Origin of the sequence: Bacillus sp. JJ1566 (assembly GCF_036962685.1) — a bacterium.
Taxonomy (GTDB): domain Bacteria; phylum Bacillota; class Bacilli; order Bacillales; family Bacillaceae_L; genus Ferdinandcohnia.
Genome location: NZ_JBALOP010000030.1, coordinates 6,986 through 31,063, shown reverse-complemented (window position 1 = coordinate 31,063; position 24,078 = coordinate 6,986). Strand labels below are relative to the sequence as shown.

Sequence of the window (24,078 nt, the reverse complement as noted above, 5' to 3'; positions counted from 1 at the left end):
TCCTTCACTCCGTCTTATCAATAATTTGTCCTTCAATAGCATTTACGAATATCTCTGTCTGGTCATCAACGACAACATGCCAAGTCGGTGCTAATAGCTGTGATTCCGAATATGGAAGCAGTGGGTAATACCCAATTTCCACTTTAGACACATGGCTGCCTGATTTTAAATGGTTATTATCAAAAAGGTTTTCAAGGGTCTGGATGGGCGTAATTAACTCTTCTAGCTCATGCTCTAAAAACTCCGGGATTAATGTTTGTTCATAGGATGTGGCTTCTTGTTCTTCATTTACATATAAATAAACGACCCCGCTAATATTTAGAGACTGGCCAAAGACCTTATAATTCTTATGTTGTTGAACCAAAACAATGGTCCCCGCCTTTTCATCAATACTCCAAACGCTATATTTCTCACCATCCAATAAATTGTCTTTCACAAATTGCTGAATTTTGACTTGGTCAGCTAGCGATATTTTAATAGGCTCTTTAAATTCACCCTTCAACACCCCAGCTGTTTCAATACTAACCTCTTGGTTTTTAAGATTTTTTACATCTTCCTCTGTAAAAATCTTAACCTTCCCGCTAATATAGCTCAATTCCACTGGTTCCTTTGGCAAAGCTTCATAGGAAATTTCTTCATCCGCAAACTTCTCACCAATACTACGTTCTGCAAGGACACCCAGTTGACTACTATCCCTTTTTTGAACAAGCTGATACCCTAAAAAGATGTTAAGAATGAGGAAGGTAATGATAAATACAGACTTGGTTTTACTCCAATCCATCTTCATGCCCCCCTATATCCTCATCCTCGACCTTTGACCAAACTCCATTATACCTGTAGAACCACACCGGTTGAAGTGAAACAAACTGGGAATTATCTTCATTCACCATCATCTCATATGCAACCGTCACACTATCAAGCAATTCAGGGTTAAAATCCTCCATGGAAGTGATGGTCTCCATTATCTTTTCTCCCTGTAGAAGTCTCGTTTTGATTGGGTTCCAATCAATTTTTAGATTTATGGCTGGATGGACATATTTCACAATCTCATTGTTTTCCCAATGTTGTGAGATATCGGCAAGCCTTTTACTGCTAAACACAGGGATGTTCTCAACATATAATTTAAACACAGTCGTTTGGCTTTCCTTATTCCAGCTAAAAAAGCGATAGTCATCTGTCCAGCCGACATGTTCATTGACAAAATCAATGCTTGTCTGTATTAAATCAGTTGTATTTGTCTGATTTCCACTCATTCTTGTCGGGTTAATGAAATCAATGTATTTCTGATTGTTATAGACTCTCAGAAGTCTTGTTCCATCTGTATAAAACTCGCCTGTTGTGAGCCTGTCCCTTTTGACACGGCTTGAATCTGTAAATAAACGATCAATAAAGGTATTTATATTTATCGCATCAATAAAATATTCATAACGATTTATAATCGTGTCATCCTTTGGCAAATAGACCGAATTGGTCTCTGAAAGTGCATATTCAATCTGTTCAGGATATCTCGTCGCCGTTGTATAGAAGGTTCTTCTGAAGTCTTTTGTAAATCTGTTCTCAACCCTGCCCTTATACACCAAGTTATCACCTGTTGAAACAAAGTATACAATTCCTTCACCTTGATCCTCTGAATCAACATCTATTACAAACCGATCAAATGAAATAAGAGAGTGTTCTTTATCATTAATGTTCATAAACTTTTTATAAAGCTGTAAAGGAAATGGGTCTGGGAAGTAGATTTCAACATGGCCATTTCGATTCAAAAAATCCGCTAAACCATTTTCTTGGACCGTATGTGTAATGTTTTGAATCTCATCAATCTCCCATGGTCTAATCTCTTTCATCACTCGATTCAGCTCTGCCCCATTAAAAGTTCCAAAATGCTGCCCCTCAATATGATAGAGAATTTTACTTGGCTTTATAATTTCAAATGTATCCTTTTGGACATTTTCCGTAACTTCCTCCACTGTATCATTAGACGCTAGGTGCTTGTATTTGGGCTGATAGGTCCACAAAGTCCATGTCAGAACGATGCTTGAAAGCACCAAGAAGATTAATATGGCAGTTTTAATTGTTTCATACTTCATCCCAATCATCCTCTAGCCCCTCTTGATTTTCATCTGTTGGTAGAGTAAAGAAAACAGTTGTTCCAACCCCTTCTTCACTTTCAGCCCAAATTCTACCTCCATGAGCAGCGACCATTTCTTTGGCAATTGCAAGCCCTAACCCTGTTCCTCCTAATTTACGGGTCCGTGCTTTATCTACACGGTAAAAACGGTCAAAAATACGATTAATATTATCCTTAGGAATCCCAACACCCTGGTCACTTACACTTATCACAATTTGATTATTTGCCTCTTCCACTTGGAAGGTAACCGTACCTCCCTCTGGTGAGTATTTCAATGCGTTTGAAATAATATTATCAAGCACCTGTGTAATCTTGTCCGGATCCAATTCAAGGTAAATTGGCTTCCCAGGTAAATGACGTACGAAAGACACATGCTGCTCCTTCGTCATTTCAAAACGGTCAATAATTCTATCAAAGTATTTTGTAAAATTGACTAAGTCCTTTGTTAATTGATAGTCCTTGCTATCTAGTTTTGATAGCTTCAGCAAGTCATTCACGAGTCGAATCATTCGCTCTGTCTCGGTTTGTGTGACATTTAAAAATTGCGGAGCAATGTTCTCGTCCTTCCAAGCACCATCAGCTAATGCTTCAAGATAACTCCGCATTGTTGTTAATGGTGTTCTTAATTCATGCGAAACATTTGCAACGAACTCTCTTCGTTCGCTTTCAATCTTTTCTTGCTCAGTGACATCGTATAAAACAGCAATTAACCCATTAATAAAGCCTGACTCCTTCTTAATAACTGAAAAACTAACCTTAATAATGTATTGCTTTTTATGGGTACTAAAATCAAGTATTTCCGTATCAATATCATGAACAAGCTGCTCAAACGTATATTGTTCATCTAATCCCAAGACGGATACAATGGATTGGTTTAGTACTGTTTCACGTGAAACATCAAGCATATTGACTGCAGGTGTATTAATTAAAATAATCCGTCCCTTTTTGTCAGTGGCAATTACTCCGTCCGTCATATGTGTTAATACAGAGGAAAGCTTTCGACGTTCCCCTTCTGTTGTCGCCTGTGCATCCTGGATTTTAGTGGATAAATTATTAAAGGTCATCGCTAGTTGACCAATCTCGTCGTGACCAAACACCCTTACCTTTTTCGAATAATTCCCTCTTCCCAAATCCAGCACGTGCTTCCTCATCGCGGAGATTGGTCTCGTAATGGTTTGGGCAACAAAGATTCCGAGAATAGCTGTAATCGCCATCGCAATCCCTGTCCCTGTTACAAAAATGTCGTTGATTTCTTTAATGTCATCATAGACATTTTCCATCCTACCAATTAAATAAATTGCACCAATAATGTCTCCATTTGAGCGAATTGGAGTGGAGGATTCATACACGCGATCCAATGATTGTTTGTCTAAACGTACGTCATCAGGGTTGTCACCAAGTAATAACGTACGTTTAACCAAATTCAGATTAGTTTTTCTCCCAACAATTCCTTGGTTGTACGGGTCTGAACTTCCGATCACACGGCTTTTATTATTAATTACCTGGATTTCTTGAATATCTTCTGACTCATAGTCTTGTAAAATGTTCCGAATATCCTTTTCTAATGTGGAGGGGTCCTCCCTCTCCTTAATCATTTCCTGCTCCATGCTAAAAGAAAGCATATTGACCCGTTCATTTAACGATACTTTAAAGTTTTCTACTAATCGCAGCTCCAGTTTCCCAATAAAATACACCCCAATAATTTGCATCGCAATTAAGATGAGCAGCAAATAAATAAGTGCAAATTTAAAGTGAATGGACTGAAAAAAACCTAGTCTTTTCATTGTCGGATTTACTCCTGATCAGGGTTTCGTAAATAATAGCCCACTCCACGTCTTGTTACTATCCATGTTGGATGGCTGGGGCTGTCTTCAATTTTCTCACGCAAACGACGAACGGTTACATCTACTGTTCGTACGTCCCCAAAATAGTCATAGCCCCATACGGTTTGTAATAAATGCTCTCTTGTCATGACTTGACCTAAGTGTTTCGCTAAATAATGCAGGAGTTCAAATTCACGGTGCGTTAATTCAATCGTTTCACCACGTTTACTTACCACATATGCATCAGGGTGGATGACAAGCGAACCTACTGTAATCTCACTAGATGTATCCTGGCTAACTGCCTCGGAAATTTGTTGGTGTCTACGTAGGTTTGCCTTTACACGTGCAAGCAGCTCTCTTGTGCTAAAGGGCTTTGTTACATAATCATCTGCACCAAGCTCAAGTCCTAGTACTTTATCAATTTCAGAATCCTTTGCCGTCAACATTACGATTGGCATATCGTGTTTTTTTCGAACTTCACGACATACCTCCATGCCGTCTTTATGAGGTAGCATAATGTCGAGAAGAATAAGGTCTGGGTCCACTTCCTCAACCTTTTCTAATGCTTCATTGCCATCATAGGCACAAAACACCTTATATCCTTCTTTTTCAAGATTAAATTGTAATATATCCGCAATTGGTTTCTCATCATCAACTACAAGAATTACTTTTTCCATTATCTTTTCTCCTTTACAATGAAATGAATTCTAATCAAATACGCCTTGGCATATTTGTGCCCGATTTTTAGGCCCACACGAAGTGGGTCATAAAGACGTTGCCACAGGAAGTGGCGTTTTTAGTCTTTGATCTTACGGCGAGATACAGTAAAACTTCAATCTGTGGAGTATTTTGCCACAGATTGTTAGTTGAACCAATCAGGCTTTTACTGGCACTTTGCCCTCATTTAGGGCTTAGTGCCAGTTAATGCTGAAAAACTTCCTCTGAAAAATCGTGGCATCCGCCGGAGGCTTTAACTTTGTTTAGTTAGAGTCAAAACCTAACTGAACAAAGTTAGGTCCCTTTATATAATTCGAATTGTTCCTTTTATTTTGCTCCTTTATTTCTAACTTTAGCAGAAAAAGGGAGGTATATCATCAGATTATGTGAAAAAAATCAATGATATAGGACGTTCATCCTTTCCTTTTCCCTCGTTATCGTTCTTTATACTTATGAAAAAACCTTCAGCATCATGCTGAAGGTTTTGAGTCTGATTTATTTTAGATATTCTAACGGGTTTTTCAAAGCCCCATTTATATATAATTCAAAATGTAGATGAGTTCCTGTTGAGTTACCGGTTGACCCCATTACACCAATTTGTTGACCCCTAGTGACAGTTTGTCCAACACTTACATTAAGTGAAGACATATGTGCATAAATTGTTTTCATTCCATTGTTATGGTTAATCACAATTTTATTACCGAAACTTCCGTCATAGCCAGCTTCAACAACAGTCCCATTGTCTGCTGCTTTAATCGCATAATTGCTTGGTCTCGCAATATCAATTCCTTTATGGAGCCTTCCCCATCTATAGCCAACGTGACTAGAGATATAACCACCAACTGTTGGCCATGCAAGCTGACCAGATCCTCGAGAAGGAACAACCTTTGTTCCTTTTTCAATAATCTCAGTTACTGGTTCTTTATTAATGGTTTCATTAACTTTATTCGTTTCTATTGAAACGCCATTGATCATTTTATATTCATAGTGAACAGTCTTTTCGCCATCTTGGCCTTCTTGGGTTACTTTTCTGTCACCTTTATACATATTTGAATTTTCATTAACTTTTGTTTCAAACTTAATTGTTTCTTTTTTACTTTGCTCCTTTTTTACAACAACAGTTAAAAACGGCTTATATGCTGTTACATTCAACTCTTGTCCAATTTGAAGCAATGTATCTTCTGTCATTTCTGGATTTAACGCTAATAACTCAGCCGTTTTTAAATCATGAGCGACTGCGATAGAACCTAGTACATCCCCTTCTTGAACCTGATACTTTTTCTCTTCTAAAGTTCCCTTTTGAAGCAAAGTAACAGTATCTGTTGGGCTATGAACTTGATTTGGTGAAACTTTTTCATCTGAAATTGAAACTTTTTCTACAAATGAAACGTCTAATAAACGAGATTGTCCTTCAGCTAATGCTGGTAATGGCTCTTCCGAGTTTGCTCTAGCTTCAAGCTCATTTAGTTCATCTTCGTTTACATATTGTAATTTAAGCTGTTTAAGAGCCTCGTTTGCATCTTCCTCATTCTTAAGGTATGCAACTGGTTCTCCATCCACTGTAATAGCTTTCACTTCTGCTGCAATCTCAAGCTCAGTTTCTAGCTTCTTTACAGCAGTAGCATTATTAAATGTCGGAAGAAAAGCTTGTTCTTCGACAACTGATATATTATCTGCGACTAAGGATAATTCTTGATACTGTTCCTTTAAAGAACCTACTTTTTGATTAACTACTTTTTCAACAACATTTCTTGAGTCAACTGTTCCGACTCTTTTGCCATCTATGTATACGTGATACACAGTTTGGATTTTAGTATCAGCTGATACAGTTCCAAACACTAGAGTTGAAAGTGCTACAGAAGTAATAGCAACTCGTTTAAACAAAGTCATGTATGTTCTTGGTGCTTTTTCTTTTTTATTTTGGTTTGACACGGTCTTTCCTCCCTAAACAAAGGTTGCTTGTCCGAAATACTCGTTCCTCTCACCCTGTGAGTTGAAAAGCGTTGTCTTACAAAATACGCCAAGACGTATTCGATAGTTCGACAAATCTCTCTATTTTATACTTTATTAATTTACCATAGAATTAGAAAAATAGTATAGTAGTTTCCAATATGTAATATAATTGTAGTATTACTGACATATTTTACATGAAAATTGTAGGATTTTGACACTAATATGAGTCTTTCCTCTTATAAAATGACGCATTTTTTAAAGACTCCTGTCGATTTTGCACATCGAAAGACTTCTTTTTTAAATTGTTCCATAGATAAATTGGCATAGATTAAAAAAAGACGTATTCACAAATGTGACACGTCTTTTTTGTCTAGTTTCTGGCGCCATCGACTCTCTGGTCTAAGCCAATCTCTTCAGAAGGTAAAGTGCAGCTTCTGTCCACGCTCGTCTTATGCTTGTCGCCTAAAACTGCGCACCATACACACTTTTTTGCATTACGCCCCCGGTGGGATACCAGTATCATCAAATCTACGTTCGAGATTGACGAATTTATTATATTCCTTTACGAATGCCAACGAAACTGTTCCTACTGGTCCGTTACGTTGCTTTGCAATGATAATCTCAATAATATTCTTATTCTCTGATTCTTTGTCGTAATAATCATCACGGTATAAGAAGGCTACAATATCAGCATCCTGCTCGATACTTCCTGATTCACGAATATCTGACATCATCGGACGCTTGTCCTGTCTTTGTTCAACACCACGGGAAAGCTGTGACAAGGCAATAACTGGAACCTTCAACTCACGGGCTAATGCCTTTAAAGAACGTGAGATTTCAGAAACCTCCTGTTGACGGTTTTCTCCACTTCTCCCATTTCCTTGAATTAGCTGTAGGTAGTCTATAAGAATCATCCCTAAGCCACTCTCCTGCTTAAGTCTTCGGCATTTTGAACGGATCTCATTTACACGAATACCTGGAGTATCATCAATATAAATCCCTGAGTTAGATAAGCTTCCCATTGCCATCGTAAGCTTACCCCAATCCTCAGGTGTTAATGAGCCTGTACGTAGGTTTTGAGCGTTGATATTTCCTTCTGCACAAAGCATCCTCATCACAAGCTGCTCAGCACCCATCTCAAGACTAAAGATGGCAACATTCTCATCTGTCTTTGTTGCTACGTTTTGCGCAATATTAAGCGCAAAGGCTGTCTTACCAACAGATGGACGGGCTGCTACGATAATTAAATCATTTCGTTGAAATCCAGCTGTCATCTTGTCAAGCTCAGTAAACCCTGTTGGGATTCCAGTAATATCACCTACACGATTATTAAGGGTTTCAATATTATCATAGGTTTGGACAAGAACATCCTTAATATTTTGGAAAGCACCCGCATTTTTACGGTTCGCCACTTCCATAATATTTTTTTCGGCCTCGCCTAGAAGAGCATCAACTTCGTCTTCGCGTGAATAACCATCCGTTGCAATTGTTGTTGCTGTACGAATGAGTCGACGTAAAATTGACTTTTCTTCAATAATCTTCGCATAATATTCAATATTGCCGGCTGTTGGTACAGAGCCTGCCAAATCACTTAAGTAAGATACTCCACCTATTTCATCTAAAATTTTCGCATCAGCTAACTCAGATGTAACCGTTACAAGGTCGACCGGTTCCCCTTTATCTGAGAGATTTAGCATTGCATCAAAAATCTTTTGGTGGGCTGTCCGATAAAAGTCTTCTGGAATTAAAAGTTCCGAAGCAAGAGTTAGTGAGCTTGGTTCTAGAAAAATCGCACCTAAAACTGCTTGTTCCGCCTCGATATTTTGCGGAGGAATACGATCTGCAAAAATGTCACTCAACTATTCTCCACTCCCTTTATTAGTAAGTTCATAACTTTATTAGTCTATCTATTTATTATACTAATTTCGATATGAAAAAGCTTGTTATATGAAAAAATGTGATCTTGTCTGTAAACAAAACCACATTTTTCATTCTATCTGTTTTCTCTATTCAATTTCAATGGAAATTACTGTTCTTTGACATGTACCTTCACAGTTGCTGTAACTTCAGGATGTAATTTTACAGATACGTTTGTAAAGCCTAATGCTCTAATTCCATCTGGAAGATCAAATTTACGCTTATCAATTTTGATTCCGTGCTTCTTCGCAAGCTCATCAGCGATTTGCTTACTTGTTACAGAACCGAATAAACGACCGCCCTCGCCCGCTTTTGCTTGCAATTCAACAGTTAAAGTCTCAAGCTTTTCTTTCAATTGCTTTGACTGTGCTAATTCTTCTGCAGCTTCTTTTGATTCTTTATTTTTCTTTGCTTCTAATGTTTTCATATTTGCTGGTGTTGCTTCAATCGCAAGGTTTTGCTTGAGTAGGAAATTGTGTGCATACCCGTCTGATACGTTTTTCACATCTCCCTTTTTACCTTTTCCTTTTACGTCTTTTAAGAAAATAACCTTCATTCCTTGGTACCTCCCTCTAAATACTCATCTATTACTAAAAGTAGCTGTTCTTCTGCTTCTTCTATTGTTGTATCCTCTATCTGCGTAGCCGCATTTGTCAAATGGCCACCGCCACCTAAACCTTCCATAATCAATTGGACATTGACCTCTCCCAATGAACGAGCACTGATTCCAACTCGTAAGTCATGTCTGAGTGAAATCACGAATGAAGCGACGACATCATTCATTGTAAGCAATGTATCTGCTGCTTGAGCAATCATTACTTGGTCGTAAGTCTCATTTTCTTTCCCTTTTGCAATTGCAATTCCATTTTTATAAATAAATGCTGACTCAATCAATCTTGAACGCTTTTTAAAATGATCCATGTTTTCCTTCAGGAATTTCTGGACAAGGACGGTATCTGCACCTTGAGCCCGTAGATAGGATGCTGCATCGAATGTTCTTGAACCGGTTCGAAGCGTAAAGCTCTTTGTGTCGACAATGATTCCCGCAAGTAAGGCAGTTGCTTCAAGCATATCGATTTTCTTCCGCTTCGGCTGGTATTCAAGAAGCTCTGTTACCAACTCAGCTGTTGATGATGCGTATGGCTCCATATATACCAGTAATGGTGATTGAATAAACTCCTCACCGCGCCGGTGATGGTCAATGACCACTACTTTATCAATTTTGGATACGAGTTTTTCCTCAATGACGAGCGATGGCTTATGCGTGTCAACAATCACGAGCAGCGTATCATTTGTAGCGATTTCAAGAGCTTGCTCCGGTGTAATAAAATACGACCAAAGCTCCGTATTTTCCTTGACTTCCTCAAGTAACCGTCCTACACCTGAATCAATTTCATTCGGATTTAAAACAATATACCCTTCTTTATGGTTCATTTGTGCCACTTTTAAAATCCCGATAGAAGCCCCTACTGCATCCATATCAGGGTATTTATGGCCCATTATGATGACTTTATCGCTATCTGAGACAATTTCCTTTAATGCATGTGAAATCACACGAGCGCGGACTCTAGTCCGTTTTTCCATCGGGTTCGTTTTGCCGCCATAAAACTTAACTTTTCCATTCGGTAGTTTAATCGCAACTTGGTCTCCACCACGTCCCAATGCAAGATCCAAACTTGATTGTGCTGCTACTCCTAGTTCTGGAAGTGTGGGAACCCCAATTCCAATCCCAATACTTAAAGTTAGTGCAACACTATCCTTTGCAGTATTTTCTCTCACATCATCCAAAATGGTAAATTTTGTTTTTTCAAGATTGGACAGGATTTCTTCATTTAACACTACAATAAATCGCTCAGATGAAGTCCTCTTTAAAAACACACCATGTTCGGTTGCCCATTCATTTATGATTGACGTAACCTGACTATTTAACGAGCTTTTTCGTTGATCATCCATCCCTTGGGTTACTTCATCATAATTATCTAAAAAGATAATCCCTAATACCGTTCGCTCAGCCTCATACAATTGTACAATTTCCATTTGTTCAGTTACATCAAAGAAATAAAGCAAACGTTCTTCTCTCTTTATAATGACCTTGAATTTCTGCTCGTTTAACGTAATTGTCTCACTTTCAATCTCCTGTTGAATTAAAGGAACAATTAGTTCTTCAACATCATAAAGGGATCTTCCCACTAGCGTATCCGCATCAAGAAAGTTTGATAAATAGGCATTAGCCCACTCAACCTGAAACTCCTCATTATAAAGTAAGATTCCAATTGGCATTTCCATTAATGCTTCTTCGCCAACCTTTTTTAAACGATACGAAAGGGTCGAGATATAATGCTCCATTTCCTTTTTTAGAAGGGAGTTTGCTTTTATTAAAAAATAGACAATGAATCCAAGGAGCAGAAAACATGCTAACCCAATCATCCAATGATAAAAAATGAGAACTGCACTAAAAACACTTGTTATCACAAGCAATGCATAGATAGGATAGCGAAATAACTTCCTTTTATAAAAGTCTGGCATGTAATTTTCAGCTCCTAAAGCTTTGTTTTACTTCTTTCCATTAATTCGATTTCGCAGTTGGAATCCTAAGTCAATTATACCTAAGATTCGAATAATATAAAGGAGAAATGGTGTTAAGATTGTTAGTACAATTGGCACGGCCTTTGTGATTCCTTTTTGATGACAGAAATAATAAATGAAAGACAAGCCTTGAATCACCATAAACCACTGCAAAACAAAAAAGAGATTTAAAAAGGCAGTATACCCAAACGTGCCCTTTTCCAGTTCAACAAAGCTAAAAAGTAAAATCAGTAAATAATACCATAAAATACTCTTAGGAAACGAAATCTCACGAAACGGTGGGAATGGATTCATTTTCACCTGAAGTCGAACAAGCACCGGTTTCATTGCTACAACTGTTACAAAAGCTAAAACCATTGCAATTAAAACAAACATGCTTGGGATCATGTATTGCATCATCTCAATCGACTCTTCTAGTTGCGCAATGGCCTCCGTATTCACTTCGCCCCCTGTTGCCCTCATTATACTCTCAGCCATTGCAAAAGATTCCCGTGAGCTTTCACGGATTAGGTCATAGACATCAATTTGTAGTATCAAAACCGCTGTTACATACAGCAGCACGATTGAAAACAAATACGATAAACAGGAACCTAAAAATAACTCAATTCCACTTCTTCCACGGTTAATTAATTCACCAAGTAAAATTCCTGAAATTCCAAACATAATCGTATGTATGATCCCAAAGACAGAGCCTAATAGCCCCGATAATAAAAAGGCAATTAGAATAAATAGCATTGACTGCTTTACCCTATATTTCACCGTAAACAGGATAAATGGAATGGGCAAAAGGAATGAAAGCACGATTCCAAGTAGTGGGACATATAAAGTAAGTAGTAACAGTACACTATATATTGCTAATAACATAGCCCCTTCTGTTATAATTTTTGCTTTTTTCACCTTTTCACCTCAACTTTTTAGAAAAGCGCAAGGCGCTCGCTTATCGGCGCAAGCATAAGACGAGCGCTGACAGAAGGTGTATTTTACCTTCCGAAGCGATTGGCTTATGACCTCGAGCCGATGGCGCCTTGCGCTAGACATTAAAAACACAAACTTTTTTTAAATCACCTTCTATTTTAAAGTTTTACTAGAAAGTCTTCAACCTTTGACTTCCACAGGATGTGGTGACTTGACATTTGACACGGGACGTATCAGTCTTTAGTCAAAGTTCCTCTGTGCAGAAACTTTTTGTTTTACTTTTCCCTATTTTCTATTATGATAGTAATTATAAGTAAAACGTAACCACAAGGGGAGCAATTTTGCTGAGAGTGAACGTTAAGAGTTCAGACCCTTCGAACCTGTTAGTTAATACTAGCGTAGGAATGTGGAGATACTTGAGAACATATACTTTTATTAAAGTTGTTCTCCTTTGGGGTACGTTATTATTAAAACATACTTCAAGGGGGATTTTTTTTATGAGAAGTACTAAATTACAACCAATGATTGAAGCAGCTATTTTTGCAGTATTAGCACTAGCGTTAGACATGTTTGTACCGTCTATTAAAATCGCTACAATATCTATTTCTTTTGCAATGGTTCCCGTTTTTATCATTTCTTTAAGATGGGGATTCAAAACAGGATTTCTTTCGGGATTAATTTGGGGATTATTACAGCTTGTATTTGATCCTCAAATTATTCATCCATTACAAGGTTTTATTGAGTTTGTTATTGCTTTTCCTTTTATAGGCTTTGCTGGTTTACTTAAAAATCCAGTTCAAAAAGCTTTAAATAATAATAAAAAGGGCTTAGGTATAGGTATTATTGTCTTCGCAATATTTGTAGGAAGTGTAGCACGTTACTTTTGGCATTTTCTTGCAGGATTCATATACTGGGGCATGTACGCACCAGAAGGAATGGACCCTGTGTTTTACTCCTTCACATTTAACAGTATTGCGATGCTAGGTTCCTTTATTTCATGCTCTGTAGTTTTGGTTTTACTCATCGTCGCTTCACCTCGTTTTTTTATTCAAAAACAAACTATGTAATTACACAATAGGAACCATAGGGACGATTCTCTTGGTTCCCTTAATAAAAATAAAGAAAAAAAGCGATGACCGCATTGTGACGATCATCGCTTTTCTTTATTATTCACCAGATACATATGGTAATAATGCCATTTGACGAGCACGTTTAATAGCAACAGTTAATTTACGTTGGTATTTTGCGCTTGTACCTGTTACACGACGAGGTAAAATTTTACCACGCTCAGAAACGAATTTTTTAAGTAAATCTACTTCTTTGTAATCGATGTGTGTAATTCCATTAGCTGTGAAGTAACACACTTTACGACGCTTTGCACGTCCACCTTTACGTCCGCCTGCCATCGATTTTCCCTCCTTTTTTAAGTTTTAATTTATACGATTCACTTACAAGTTAGAACGGTAGATCGTCATCTGAAATATCGATAGGCTGTCCATCATTTGCAAATGGATCTTGGTCTACTCTTGTAGGTCCTTGGTTTTGATTTGGGTTCTGACTCTGTCCAAATGGAGAGTATCCACCTTGGCCACCGCCTTGATTTCCACCCTGGTTGCCACCATAGCCACCTTGATTGCCACCATAGCCTCCGCCTTGGTTTCCACCAAAGTTACCTCCACCGCTGCGCTGTTGGTCATTCGCATTTCTAGGTTCAAGGAACTGAACACTTTCCGCTACAACCTCAGTAACATATACGCGTTTGCCATCCTGACCTTCATAATTTCTTGTTTGAAGACGACCATCGACGCCTGCTAAGCTTCCTTTCTTTAGGAAGTTTGCCACATTTTCGGCTGGTCGGCGCCATATGACGCAATTAATGAAGTCAGCTTCACGTTCGCCTGACTGATTCGTAAATGTTCGATTCACTGCAAGTGTAAAGGTTGCAACTGCAACTCCACTTGGGGTATATCGTAATTCAGGATCCTTTGTAAGTCTCCCAACGAGAACTACGCGATTCATCATCAGAACCATCTCCTTAACAGGATATTGAAACAGAGTCTATACTCTATAAAAATTCTTATTCTTCTTCTTTAACAATGATATGACGGATAATGTCTTCACTGATCTTCGCTAAACGATCGAATTCGCTAACAGCTTCAGCGTTTGACATTACGTTAAGAATCATGTAATAACCATCGCGGAAATCATTGATTTCATAAGCTAAACGACGCTTACCCCATTCTTTTACGTTTGTAATCTCCGCACCATTGTCAGTTAAAACGCCATTAAAACGCTCAACTAAAGCCTTTTTCGCTTCATCATCAATGTTTGGACGGATGATATACATAACTTCGTATTTTCTCATCACGTTACACCTCCTTTTGGACTAACGGCCCTTTATCTAAAAAGGGCAAGGAGCAATTATTTCAATTACTCACAGAAAAATATTATACCACATGAATAAATTGTAGGCAAGAAATCTTTATCTTTATTCAGCAGTCCCCTACTTCTAATAGTTGGAGTTTAATTCAGGATCAGTATTTAATTCAGTGTAGATTTCAAACCCAGGCAAAACAAAGTTAAGCCTCCGGCGGATTCCACGATTTTTCAAAGGAATCTTTTCGAGCTTAGGATCAAAGACTAAGATCGCGACATCCTGTGGCAACGTCTGTGTGACCCACCTCGTGTGGGCCTAAAAGAATCGGGCGCAAATACGCCAAGGCGCATTTGATTAGAAGAAAGCCACAAAACGAATACTCCGTCCTGTGGCTACTTTCAACATCTCTTATACATTAAATCGGAAGTGGATAACATCTCCGTCTTGAACAATATATTCTTTCCCTTCAAGACGTACCTTACCTGCCTCACGAGCAGCATTCATCGATCCACCTGCAAGCAAATCTTCGTACGATACTGTCTCTGCACGAATAAATCCTCGTTCGAAATCAGAGTGAATGATCCCTGCACACTGTGGTGCTTTCATTCCTTTTCTAAACGTCCACGCTCTAACCTCTTGTACACCAGCTGTAAAATATGTTGCAAGGCCTAATAAATGATACGCAGTACGAATCAATTGATCAAGTCCAGATTCCTCAATACCAAGCTCTTCAAGGAACATTGCCTTTTCTTCCCCATCAAGCTCCGCTATCTCTGACTCAATCTTCGCACAAACAACAATGACTTCAGCATTGTCCTTTTGTGCAAACTCACGAACCAATTGAACGTACTCATTTGAAGAAGGGTCCATTACATCATCTTCACCAACATTAGCAACGTATAAAACTGGTTTACTTGTTAGTAAATGCATACCTTTTACATACTTCATTTGTTCATCCGTAAATTCAACTGCACGAGCCGGCTGTTCAGTTTCGAATGCTTCCTTTAATATCACTAGCACTTCATGCTCTGCAACAGCATCCTTGTCCTTTTGCTTTGCAAGCTTCCCAACACGGTCAATACGCTTATCTACTGATTCTAAATCAGCTAAAATAAGCTCTAAATTAATTGTCTCAATATCCGCAATTGGGTCTACTTTACCTGCTACGTGCGTAATATTGTCATCTGCAAAACAACGTACAACATGACAAATCGCATCCACTTGGCGGATATGTGATAGGAACTTATTACCAAGCCCTTCACCTTTACTAGCACCTTTTACAATCCCTGCAATATCCGTAAATTCAAAAGTAGTTGGGACAGTCTTTTTGGGTTGTACTAATTCTGTTAATTTATTTAAACGCGCATCCGGCACTTCAACAATCCCCACGTTTGGGTCGATTGTACAAAACGGATAGTTAGCTGATTCCGCGCCTGCTTGTGTGATTGCATTAAAAAGAGTTGATTTTCCAACGTTTGGAAGACCAACGATACCTGCTGTTAACGCCATTGATTTTTCCACTCCTCTTATCCGTAACATACTAGCCTTCAACAATTATAGATATTCCTCATCAAAAATACAAGCCGTTTCAGCTTGAAACGGCTTTCAGATGAATACCAAATATCTTATTCGTTCTCCTTCTCAATTCCAACAAGGCAATCATATAACGTACTACCAAGTCCATTATCGGAAACCTGGTGAGAAGTAAGTTGGTTCACACTGCCACCAAAGATATGCCATTGACCTTCATCGATACAAACAATATTCGGAGATGAATCCTTTAAAATCTGGACCTTTCCCGTAATTTCGCCACGATCATTAAATACTCTCACCATATCATTTGGCTCAAGTCCCTTTTGCACTGCAATATCCTTCGAGATTTCAACTTTCACCGATTGCAATCCTTCAATCAAATGATAATGTTGTGAATGATTCGAGCGTAAAGGATGAATCGTTAACAATGAATATGGATATCGTTTGGCTAAATCTTGGTCTGAATGAATGGATTCCCTCGGATATGAAATTTTCAAGCGACCATCATACCCTTTAATCTCCCCAAGGGATGAAGTAAATTCAAATTTTCCAGACCGAGTTTTAAAGTGAAAGTCCTGCCATGGAACAAGCTGTACTGGAAGTGGCACATGACTTTTTTCTTTAATTAATTCAAACGTAATTCCTTTATCCTGTAATGAACCTAATCCCATTTTAATAAATTCTTCTCTCGTATAGTCGAAGTCTTCTCCAAAACCGAGTCTTTTTGCTAGCTCGGTCCAAATCCATACATCTGATTTCGCCTCACCTTGGGCTTCGACTAGTTTGGGTCCATAATTGACATAGTGGTGATACATGGAGGAATAGTAAATATCCTCTTCCTCAAAAACAGTTGCTGATGGTAGCACATAATCCGCTAACCTTGCTGTATCAGTCATGAACTGTTCTAGCACAACCACTGTGTCTACTGACTCAAAAGCTTCTTGCACAAGAGCTGTATTTGGTACCTGCGTTAATGGATTTCCACATGATACCATGATCATCTTGATTGGAGGTTCTGAAGCTGTTAAGATTTTTTCCGCTTGTTCAGTCATAACAAATGCCCTTGATGCTTTCTTCCTCTCAGGAAGTGTCAATGCTTCACTATCAAAGCTTTGGCCAACCTGCGTATTTCCAAAATTAGCACCACCACCAGGAACTCCAATATTTCCACTAACTGCAACAAGAGCATCAATTAAACGGATAGTATTTCCCCCATTTGCGTAACGTTGCATTCCTAATCCCATATAGGTTGCGGTTGGACCATCACTATAAACATGAGCTAAATGTGCAATTGTTTCACGTGGAACATTTGTCACTTTCTCAATTTCCTCCAATGAAATGGAGTCAATCAGATCCACTAAATCCTCAAAACCAACTGTATATTTTTCAATAAAATCGTTATCCTGTAGTCCTAAGTGAAGCAATTCCTTGATAATTCCAATCGCCAAAAAACCATCCATTCCAGGAGTTATAGGGATATATGAATTGGCAATCTTAGCTGTACCATTATAGATTGGATCAATGACAATTAGATTGACACCCTTCTTTTTCACTTCCTGTAAATAAGCAAACAGATGCATGTTTGTGCGTGTTACATTTCTTCCCCAGATAATTACATTTTTACTATTATAAATATCCGTAGGAGCGTGGCTTGCTGCATTTCCAAAATCCCAATTTTGCGCCTCAATACCTGAGCCCCAACATATGCTGCCTATTAATTCAGTCGCACCGCCAAAACAATTAAAAAAGCGATTCGGAATTTTCGTTAATAGCCCCCCATTTGCATAGTCATGGCTATGCAAAACGGATGTGGAACCAAATTTCAGCTTCACTTCTAAAAGTTTCGCCGAAATTTCCGTCAAAGCCTGTTCCCACGTAATTCTTTGAAACTCTCCATCTATTTTTTTCAAGGGATAAAGAACCCGGTCGTCAGAATTTGTTCTTGCTTCCAGCATACGACCTCTTCCGCAAATTTTCCCCTTCGTAATAGGATGTTCTTTATCCCCATCTATTTTTACAATTTTCCCATCTTCTACTTCAACGACAAAACCACAGCTATCCCAACAATTTAACGGGCATGCAGATTTAAATGTGGCCACTCCACTCATCTCCCTAGATTGCTCCAAATATCATATCCTTTATTATAAATTACCTGTTCAAAAATTCTATAAAAAAGAATCAGCATATCACGCAAAATTTTTCCACCAAAAAAAGCACAAGGCTTTATTCCTCATGCTTCACGAGAATCTTTTTCATTTTTCTTCCGAATTCTTTTCGTGGAATTAGAACACTATGTTCACAGCCCTCACATTTAATTCGTATATCCATCCCTAGTCGAATGATTTTCCATTTATTTGTTCCGCACGGATGAGGTTTCTTCATTTCAACAATATCATGTAATCCGTAGTCTTTATCAACCATGACATTCACCCTTTACCCATTCTATATGTTGTATTGTAACAGGAAATCATTTAAAATTGTAGCGATTTACAATTGGATAAAGCAAAATGACAGCTAACAAATATAAATTAGCAATTCCATATAAAGGATATAAAATCGAAACAAGGGTTGAAAAACCAAATGTGGTAAACGGAGCCATCGACAAAATTAGTAAAATGGAAATCATCCACAACGGCATTTTCATTTTTTCTTTAAACCTTGTGGATAATCCTAAAAGGCCTGATGCTGCGGTTGTGAATATCGCTCCAAATAAGAGGATGGACATTATAAAAACAGCTACGTAAGGGAAACCTTTCAGAATCACAAACAACGGAATTTCATATAGCATAATTTCTTGTGCCACTTCAATTAGTGCCTCATTATAAATAAAAGTAATAAAGCCTAAAAACAATCCACTTCCAATACTTGCAACCCAGGCCTCCCCTTTTGATCTCATCTCTTTTCCAATTGCACCTAACACAGCAACAAGGGGTAAAATATTGAGTGCTGTAAATGTAAATGCTGACGGCCAATTGCTCTGTTCATGGAGAAGAAAGGAAAATTCCTTACCACCCGATGTTAGGAAAATAAACAAAACCGTGACCAAAAAAATAATTAAGGCTGGAATAATTGCCATATTAATGGAGACCAGACCATTAATATTCCATAAAAAGACCAAAACAAGGAGAAAGCCGAAAATGATAATCCCCCACCAAAACGGAATATTAAACAACTCTAACGTAGCACCACCACCCGCCAACATCACAACAGTGGTAGAAAATAAGTATAATATCGTAATCACATCATACACATGTGAAACCTTTTCTCCTACTAATTCTTTTAAAACTGGAACAAAATGCTCTGCTTTTTTTTCATAGCTGATTTTCATAATGATATAGCAGCAAATGATAAAAATAAAGGTAAAGATAATGATGGCTAAGCCACTCTGCTCACCATAAAACTGCCAAATTTCTCTTCCTGATGCATAACCTGCACCAATAGCTGTGCCTAGAATGAGAAACATCCACCGGACCCCTGCTAGAAACATATAATCCCCCCACCACTCATATTTCTTCTATCTAAAACGAGCAATTTGCAATTCTAAGATTCTTTTGTATTCAGATGTATAGAATATAAGATTCTTCCGTATACTGTTACTACAGTTAAAAAGGGGTGAAAACCTATGAATCTTAGATACAAACTATTTGACCATCTAAAAAATGAACCTTTTCGCATTCCACATGATCAAGAACTAGCTGACCACCAAATAGCCCTAAAAATCACTTCAATGCTCCCACCAACGACCAATCAACCAATTATTATCTTTTGTATCGGTACAGACCGCTCCACTGGCGATTGTCTCGGGCCTTTAATCGGCACAAAAATCACTGAAAAAGGACTGTCCCACTTCCATGTATATGGCACATTGGACGAACCTATTCATGCAGTTAATCTTCAAGATAAGATTGAGGAAATAAGGCAGATATATTCTAACCCTTTTATTATCGGAATAGATGCCTGTTTAGGCAGATTAAAAAGTGTGGGGACAATTACTATTGGTGAGGGCCCAATTAAGCCTGGTGCGGGCGTAAACAAGGAATTAACCCCTATCGGGGACATGCATATAACAGGGATAGTAAATGTGAGTGGATTTATGGAGTTTTTTGTCCTCCAAAATACAAGATTGAGTTTAGTAATGAGAATAGCAAATACCATTTCAAGTGGTATTTGCAAAGCAGAGTTCAAGTACCTACGAAAAATGGAGCTTGATTCGATTGAGAAAGACCGTTTTACTTTATAAAAAAACCTCTTCTGTGAAAGAAGAGGTTTAAAAAATAGTATGTGTAAATAGCTCAAATGCGCCTTGGCGTATTTGCGCATTTTAAGTTACACAATTGAATTCCAATAATACATTGCTGAGACAAGGATTGCCACAACAAGGATACCAGGTAAAAGATTGGCAACACGTATATTTGTTATGCCTAACAGATTTGTTCCTATCGCAATAATCATCAAGCCACCGGCTCCTGTCATTTCGACAATAAACGAGTCCATTAGCTCTACTGGAACCCACTTATCAATTTGTGTCGCAAACAATGCAATAGATCCCTGATAAAGGATAACAGGAACTGCAGAAAATAGTACACCGATACCCAACGTTGTTGATAATATTAGACTAGTAAATCCATCAAGAATTGACTTTGTATAAAGAACACTATGATCGTTCCGTAAACCACTATCAAGTGAACCAATGATTGCCATTGCACCTATTACAAATATCAAGGTAGCCGTAACAAATCCCTTTGCAATTGTGCCCTCATCTGAGGAAGAGCCTACCTTCTTTTCAATCCATTTTCCTAACTTGTTTAAATTGTCTTCAAGACCCCACCATTCGCCGAGTATAGCACCAAATACTAAACTAAAAATAACAATTAAAAACTGTTCACTTTTTAGCCCCATTTGAATTCCTAACAAACAAACAGCGAGTCCAATCCCATGCATTACAGTTGTTTTGACCCTTTCAGGAATTCGATGTAATACCTTTCCTAATAAGGTTCCAACTGCAATACACAACCCGTTTACAATCGTTCCTAATAGAACCAATTTTCATTTCCCCTAAGTAAAAATTTTTGTAAGTAATAAAAAACGCTGCACGGTCTTATTTAAAAAAATAAAAACATGCAGGTTTTCTATTAATCATTATTAAATTTTTGGTGATTCTAACAGTTCAAGAATTCTTTCAAGATCTTCACTTGAAAAGAATTCAATTTCAATTTTTCCTTTTTTCTTCGTTTGTTTAATCGTGACAGATGTACCAAAACGATCGCGAAGGAAGGATTCTTGTTCTTTAATAAAGATATCTTTTTCCTTTTTAGGTGGTTTAGATGTTTCACGTGGAACATTTTGATTCACTTGATTAACCAATGCTTCTAATTGACGAACATTAAGTTCCTCTGCAAGGACCTTTTCAACAATTGCATTCAGCTTTTCCTTCTTTTTTAATCCTAATAATGTACGCCCATGTCCCATGGACAATTTCCCTTCTGAAATTAAGATCTGTACATGTTTTGGAAGAGATAAAAGACGAAGATGGTTTGCAATATGTGGTCTGCTTTTTCCTACTCTTTTTGCAAGCTGTTCTTGGGTGACTTTTAAATGGTCCAGTAAGGATTGGTAAGCAAATGCTTCTTCTATTGGTGATAAATCCTCACGCTGTAGATTTTCTAGCAATGCAATTTCCATCATTTGTTGCTCGTCTAGTTCTCGAACAACAACTGGAACTGTATCAAACTTTGCTTCCTTTGCGGCGCGGTAACGTCTCTCACCAGCCACAATTTGAAATCCTTTAATGCTTTTTCGAACAATTAAAGGCTGTAAAATTCCATGTGTAAGGATGGATTCCTTTAGTTCAGCAATTGCATCAGGCTCAAATGTCTTTCTTGGTTGATATGGATTCGGACGTAATTCATTCAGTTTAACCTCTTGGACAACCTCTTCTTTATCCACTTCCATCGTTGGAAATAAAGCATTAAAACCTTTACCTAACCCTTTAGCCATTCACAATCACTTCCTTTGCAAGATCTAAGTATACTTCAGCACCTCTTGATTTTGGATCATAGATGATGATCGGTTCTCCGTGACTCGGAGCTTCACTTAATCGTACATTTCTTGGAATAATTGTTTTATACACTTTATCTTGGAAATACTTTTTTACTTCTTCAATAACTTGAATACCTAAATTTGTTCTTGCATCAAGCATCGTTAAAAGTACTCCATCAATCATTAAATCTGTATTAAGGTGTTTCTGAACCAAACGAATCGTATTTAACAACTGACTAAGCCCCTCAAGCGCGTAATATTCACACTGAACTGGAATAATCACTGTATCGGAAGCTGTTAAAGCATTTAATGTTAACAGACCTAATGATGGTGGACAGTCAATAATAATATAGTCATATTGGTCTCTAACTTCATCTAAGGCTCTTTTTAGACGAACCTCGCGAGAAATTGTTGGCACTAACTCAATTTCAGCACCCGCTAATTGGATTGTTGCTGGAATCATATATAAATTTTCAACTGTCGTTGGAACCGTAACATCCTTCGCTTCTACATCATCAACTAGCACATCATAAATGCATTGATCTACATTTGCTTTCTCTATACCACAACCACTTGTTGCATTCCCTTGAGGGTCGATGTCGACAAGTAAAACCCGCTTTCCGACATAGGCTAAACAAGCACTTAGGTTAACAGAAGTAGTCGTTTTCCCTACTCCACCTTTTTGGTTAGAGATCGAGATGATTTTCCCCACGATGTCACCTACTTTCAATTTAAACTACTTATTCTACATTTTTTTACAAAGTGAGGGTTTTATCAAATGCGCCTTGGCGTATTTGAGCCCAGATTTTTTCGAGCTTGCTCGAAAAGTTTCCATTGAAAATCTGTGGCATCCGCCAGAGGCTTAACTTATTCAATCGGAGTTTATTAACTTCAATTGAATAAGTTAAAACTATCACTTTTACTATTCTATCATGAAAAAATGATAGGGTTTATCTTTTTTTGATAAATTAACATTAAAAATGTTCCACGTGAAACATTTCTATGATAATTTGAATGTTTTTTGCTGAAAAGATTGTCGAAAAATTGTTTTATAGAATGATTTCAAAAAAAATTCCCTTACCACGTAAAGGTAAGGAAATAGATTGATTTATTTATTTTTAGGAATTCGAATTGTAAATTGGAAATAGTCGTCAAATTCTTCTTCTTCTGTATTTAAATTGACGCCACTTTCCTCAACCATCGTTAAAGATTGACGAATTGTATTCATCGCAATTCTCATATCACGACTGACTGCTTTGAATTTAGGTTTTGGTCGTTTTTGCTCCTTTTCTAATTCAAGAATTTTAACGACCCGGTCCTCGGTTTGCTTTACATTTAGTTCTTTTTCAATAATATCATGCATAAGCTTAATTTGCTTTTCTGGATCCTTAAGAGGGATTAGGGCTCTCGCATGTCGCTCAGTGAGCTTCTTTTGCATAAGCATTTGTTTGACTTCTTCGGGCAACTTTAATAAACGCAGCTTATTGGCGATTGTCGACTGACCTTTTCCTAATCGCTGAGCTAACGCTTCTTGTGTAAGACTATGTAATTCTAGTAATCTAGCATAAGCATACGCTTCTTCAATTGCTGACAATTCTTCGCGTTGTAGGTTTTCGATCAACGCAACGGATGCAGTTTCTGCATCATTAAATTCTTTAATGATTGCTGGAATTGTCTCCCATTCAAGTGTCTGAACGGCTCTCCAACGTCTCTCACCAGCAATGATCTCATATTGATTATCAGCAAATTGTCGAACAACAATTGGTTGAATGATTCCATGAGTACGTATGGTTAATGCAAGCTCTCTAATTTTATCTTCTGCAAAAACAGTTCTCGGTTGATATCGGTTTGGAACAATCTCATTTATCGGAATTTGTCGTACTTCCTCTAGGTGTGTACCCTCATCATCTATTGAATCGTCTACTTGTGCTTCTACCACCTGTTCTTGATTCATTTGTTGTTTATCATCTTTTTCACCAATGCTGAATAATCGTGAAAATGGATGCTTCATAATTCCACCACCCCTTAGAACTCCCACTAATCAAATGCGCCTTGGCGTATTTGCACCCGATTTTTTTAGGCCCACACGA

22 protein-coding genes and 1 riboswitch are annotated in these 24,078 nt (G+C 37.8%); of the genes, 2 read left to right on the top strand and 20 right to left on the bottom strand.

Translation table 11 applies throughout. From position 1 onward, the window contains the following. Window positions 1-4 precede the first annotated feature (4 nt). The 9 genes from V7112_RS13330 to V7112_RS13290 form a co-directional block, all read right to left on the bottom strand. Window positions 5-781, bottom strand: a complete 777-nt coding sequence (locus tag V7112_RS13330) for a two-component system regulatory protein YycI (protein ID WP_335420432.1) — start codon at window positions 779-781, stop codon at window positions 5-7. Continuing rightward, window positions 768-2,087, bottom strand: a complete 1,320-nt coding sequence (locus V7112_RS13325; protein ID WP_335420429.1) for a YycH family regulatory protein — start codon at window positions 2,085-2,087, stop codon at window positions 768-770. Before V7112_RS13325 ends, V7112_RS13330 begins: the two co-directional genes overlap by 14 nt. Continuing rightward, complete coding sequence (walK, locus tag V7112_RS13320) at window positions 2,077-3,912, bottom strand: cell wall metabolism sensor histidine kinase WalK (protein ID WP_335420425.1); 1,836 nt, start codon at window positions 3,910-3,912, stop codon at window positions 2,077-2,079. Before walK ends, V7112_RS13325 begins: the two co-directional genes overlap by 11 nt. 8 nt (window positions 3,913-3,920) lie before the next feature. Next, window positions 3,921-4,628, bottom strand: coding sequence for a response regulator YycF (gene yycF / locus V7112_RS13315; RefSeq protein ID WP_335420422.1), 708 nt, complete (start codon window positions 4,626-4,628; stop codon window positions 3,921-3,923). A gap of 535 nt (window positions 4,629-5,163) precedes the next feature. Further along, entirely contained in the window at window positions 5,164-6,600 is a 1,437-nt protein-coding gene (locus V7112_RS13310) for a M23 family metallopeptidase (protein WP_335420419.1), read from the bottom strand. Window positions 6,601-7,115: 515 nt separating this feature from the next. Then, window positions 7,116-8,480: a replicative DNA helicase gene (gene dnaB / locus V7112_RS13305; protein WP_335420414.1), complete on the bottom strand. Its 1,365-nt coding sequence runs from the start codon at window positions 8,478-8,480 to the stop codon at window positions 7,116-7,118. Between the two features lie 167 nt (window positions 8,481-8,647). Next, the gene (rplI, locus tag V7112_RS13300; RefSeq protein ID WP_335420411.1) at window positions 8,648-9,094 is read right to left on the bottom strand and encodes a 50S ribosomal protein L9; all 447 of its coding nucleotides are present in this window, start codon (window positions 9,092-9,094) and stop codon (window positions 8,648-8,650) included. After that, the gene (locus V7112_RS13295) at window positions 9,091-11,064 is read right to left on the bottom strand and encodes a DHH family phosphoesterase (protein ID WP_335420409.1); all 1,974 of its coding nucleotides are present in this window, start codon (window positions 11,062-11,064) and stop codon (window positions 9,091-9,093) included. Before V7112_RS13295 ends, rplI begins: the two co-directional genes overlap by 4 nt. A gap of 27 nt (window positions 11,065-11,091) precedes the next feature. After that, complete coding sequence (locus tag V7112_RS13290) at window positions 11,092-12,021, bottom strand: YybS family protein (RefSeq protein ID WP_335420406.1); 930 nt, start codon at window positions 12,019-12,021, stop codon at window positions 11,092-11,094. 337 nt (window positions 12,022-12,358) lie between these two features. Continuing rightward, window positions 12,359-12,461, top strand: a riboswitch (TPP riboswitch). Window positions 12,462-12,536: 75 nt separating this feature from the next. Between V7112_RS13290 and thiT the strand changes: the two genes are divergently transcribed. Then, complete coding sequence (gene thiT / locus V7112_RS13285) at window positions 12,537-13,106, top strand: energy-coupled thiamine transporter ThiT (protein WP_335420403.1); 570 nt, start codon at window positions 12,537-12,539, stop codon at window positions 13,104-13,106. 99 nt (window positions 13,107-13,205) lie between these two features. Here thiT and rpsR read toward each other — a convergent pair whose 3' ends face one another. The 7 genes from rpsR to V7112_RS13250 form a co-directional block, all read right to left on the bottom strand. Further along, complete coding sequence (gene rpsR, locus V7112_RS13280; protein WP_010677416.1) at window positions 13,206-13,445, bottom strand: 30S ribosomal protein S18; 240 nt, start codon at window positions 13,443-13,445, stop codon at window positions 13,206-13,208. A gap of 49 nt (window positions 13,446-13,494) precedes the next feature. Continuing rightward, window positions 13,495-14,061: a single-stranded DNA-binding protein gene (gene ssb, locus V7112_RS13275; protein ID WP_335420400.1), complete on the bottom strand. Its 567-nt coding sequence runs from the start codon at window positions 14,059-14,061 to the stop codon at window positions 13,495-13,497. A gap of 55 nt (window positions 14,062-14,116) precedes the next feature. Continuing rightward, window positions 14,117-14,404: a 30S ribosomal protein S6 gene (rpsF, locus tag V7112_RS13270; RefSeq protein ID WP_335420397.1), complete on the bottom strand. Its 288-nt coding sequence runs from the start codon at window positions 14,402-14,404 to the stop codon at window positions 14,117-14,119. A gap of 420 nt (window positions 14,405-14,824) precedes the next feature. Beyond that, complete coding sequence (ychF, locus tag V7112_RS13265; protein ID WP_335420394.1) at window positions 14,825-15,925, bottom strand: redox-regulated ATPase YchF; 1,101 nt, start codon at window positions 15,923-15,925, stop codon at window positions 14,825-14,827. 116 nt (window positions 15,926-16,041) lie between these two features. Beyond that, the gene (locus V7112_RS13260) at window positions 16,042-18,057 is read right to left on the bottom strand and encodes a molybdopterin-dependent oxidoreductase (protein ID WP_335420492.1); all 2,016 of its coding nucleotides are present in this window, start codon (window positions 18,055-18,057) and stop codon (window positions 16,042-16,044) included. 115 nt (window positions 18,058-18,172) lie between these two features. Then, window positions 18,173-18,370 carry a DUF951 domain-containing protein gene (locus V7112_RS13255; RefSeq protein ID WP_335420391.1) on the bottom strand — a complete coding sequence of 66 codons (198 nt, stop codon included), beginning with the start codon at window positions 18,368-18,370 and terminating at the stop codon, window positions 18,173-18,175. 46 nt (window positions 18,371-18,416) lie between these two features. Next, window positions 18,417-19,436: a YkvI family membrane protein gene (locus V7112_RS13250; protein WP_335420388.1), complete on the bottom strand. Its 1,020-nt coding sequence runs from the start codon at window positions 19,434-19,436 to the stop codon at window positions 18,417-18,419. A gap of 135 nt (window positions 19,437-19,571) precedes the next feature. Between V7112_RS13250 and yyaC the strand changes: the two genes are divergently transcribed. Continuing rightward, entirely contained in the window at window positions 19,572-20,189 is a 618-nt protein-coding gene (gene yyaC / locus V7112_RS13245) for a spore protease YyaC (protein ID WP_335420385.1), read from the top strand. 86 nt (window positions 20,190-20,275) lie between these two features. On the opposite strand, the gene V7112_RS13240 is transcribed toward yyaC, so the two are convergent. The 4 genes from V7112_RS13240 to noc form a co-directional block, all read right to left on the bottom strand. Further along, window positions 20,276-20,992, bottom strand: a complete 717-nt coding sequence (locus V7112_RS13240) for a DUF554 domain-containing protein (protein ID WP_335420382.1) — start codon at window positions 20,990-20,992, stop codon at window positions 20,276-20,278. Window positions 20,993-21,091: 99 nt separating this feature from the next. Beyond that, window positions 21,092-21,946 (bottom strand): ParB/RepB/Spo0J family partition protein, encoded by an 855-nt coding sequence (locus V7112_RS13235; RefSeq protein WP_335420379.1) that lies wholly within the window; start codon window positions 21,944-21,946, stop codon window positions 21,092-21,094. Beyond that, on the bottom strand, window positions 21,939-22,700 hold the full coding sequence (locus tag V7112_RS13230) for a ParA family protein (protein ID WP_057998233.1): 762 nt from the start codon (window positions 22,698-22,700) through the stop codon (window positions 21,939-21,941). Before V7112_RS13230 ends, V7112_RS13235 begins: the two co-directional genes overlap by 8 nt. Window positions 22,701-23,096: 396 nt before the next feature. After that, window positions 23,097-23,999, bottom strand: coding sequence for a nucleoid occlusion protein (gene noc, locus V7112_RS13225; protein WP_335420375.1), 903 nt, complete (start codon window positions 23,997-23,999; stop codon window positions 23,097-23,099). Between the last annotated feature and the right edge of the window lie 79 nt (window positions 24,000-24,078).

Bases quoted from the DNA above. Each gene is read 5' to 3' on its own strand.
- V7112_RS13330 (WP_335420432.1), bottom strand. From the start codon at position 781: ATGGATTGGAGTAAAACCAAGTCTGTATTTATCATTACCTTCCTCATT.
- V7112_RS13325 (WP_335420429.1), bottom strand. From the start codon at position 2,087: ATGAAGTATGAAACAATTAAAACTGCCATATTAATCTTCTTGGTGCTT.
- walK (WP_335420425.1), bottom strand. From the start codon at position 3,912: ATGAAAAGACTAGGTTTTTTTCAGTCCATTCACTTTAAATTTGCACTT.
- yycF (WP_335420422.1), bottom strand. From the start codon at position 4,628: ATGGAAAAAGTAATTCTTGTAGTTGATGATGAGAAACCAATTGCGGAT.
- rplI (WP_335420411.1), bottom strand. From the start codon at position 9,094: ATGAAGGTTATTTTCTTAAAAGACGTAAAAGGAAAAGGTAAAAAGGGA.
- V7112_RS13295 (WP_335420409.1), bottom strand. From the start codon at position 11,064: ATGCCAGACTTTTATAAAAGGAAGTTATTTCGCTATCCTATCTATGCA.
- thiT (WP_335420403.1), top strand. From the start codon at position 12,537: ATGAGAAGTACTAAATTACAACCAATGATTGAAGCAGCTATTTTTGCA.
- rpsR (WP_010677416.1), bottom strand. From the start codon at position 13,445: ATGGCAGGCGGACGTAAAGGTGGACGTGCAAAGCGTCGTAAAGTGTGT.
- ssb (WP_335420400.1), bottom strand. From the start codon at position 14,061: ATGATGAATCGCGTAGTTCTCGTTGGGAGACTTACAAAGGATCCTGAA.
- rpsF (WP_335420397.1), bottom strand. From the start codon at position 14,404: ATGAGAAAATACGAAGTTATGTATATCATCCGTCCAAACATTGATGAT.
- ychF (WP_335420394.1), bottom strand. From the start codon at position 15,925: ATGGCGTTAACAGCAGGTATCGTTGGTCTTCCAAACGTTGGAAAATCA.
- V7112_RS13260 (WP_335420492.1), bottom strand. From the start codon at position 18,057: ATGAGTGGAGTGGCCACATTTAAATCTGCATGCCCGTTAAATTGTTGG.
- V7112_RS13255 (WP_335420391.1), bottom strand. From the start codon at position 18,370: ATGGTTGATAAAGACTACGGATTACATGATATTGTTGAAATGAAGAAA.
- V7112_RS13250 (WP_335420388.1), bottom strand. From the start codon at position 19,436: ATGTTTCTAGCAGGGGTCCGGTGGATGTTTCTCATTCTAGGCACAGCT.
- yyaC (WP_335420385.1), top strand. From the start codon at position 19,572: ATGAATCTTAGATACAAACTATTTGACCATCTAAAAAATGAACCTTTT.
- V7112_RS13235 (WP_335420379.1), bottom strand. From the start codon at position 21,946: ATGGCTAAAGGGTTAGGTAAAGGTTTTAATGCTTTATTTCCAACGATG.
- noc (WP_335420375.1), bottom strand. From the start codon at position 23,999: ATGAAGCATCCATTTTCACGATTATTCAGCATTGGTGAAAAAGATGAT.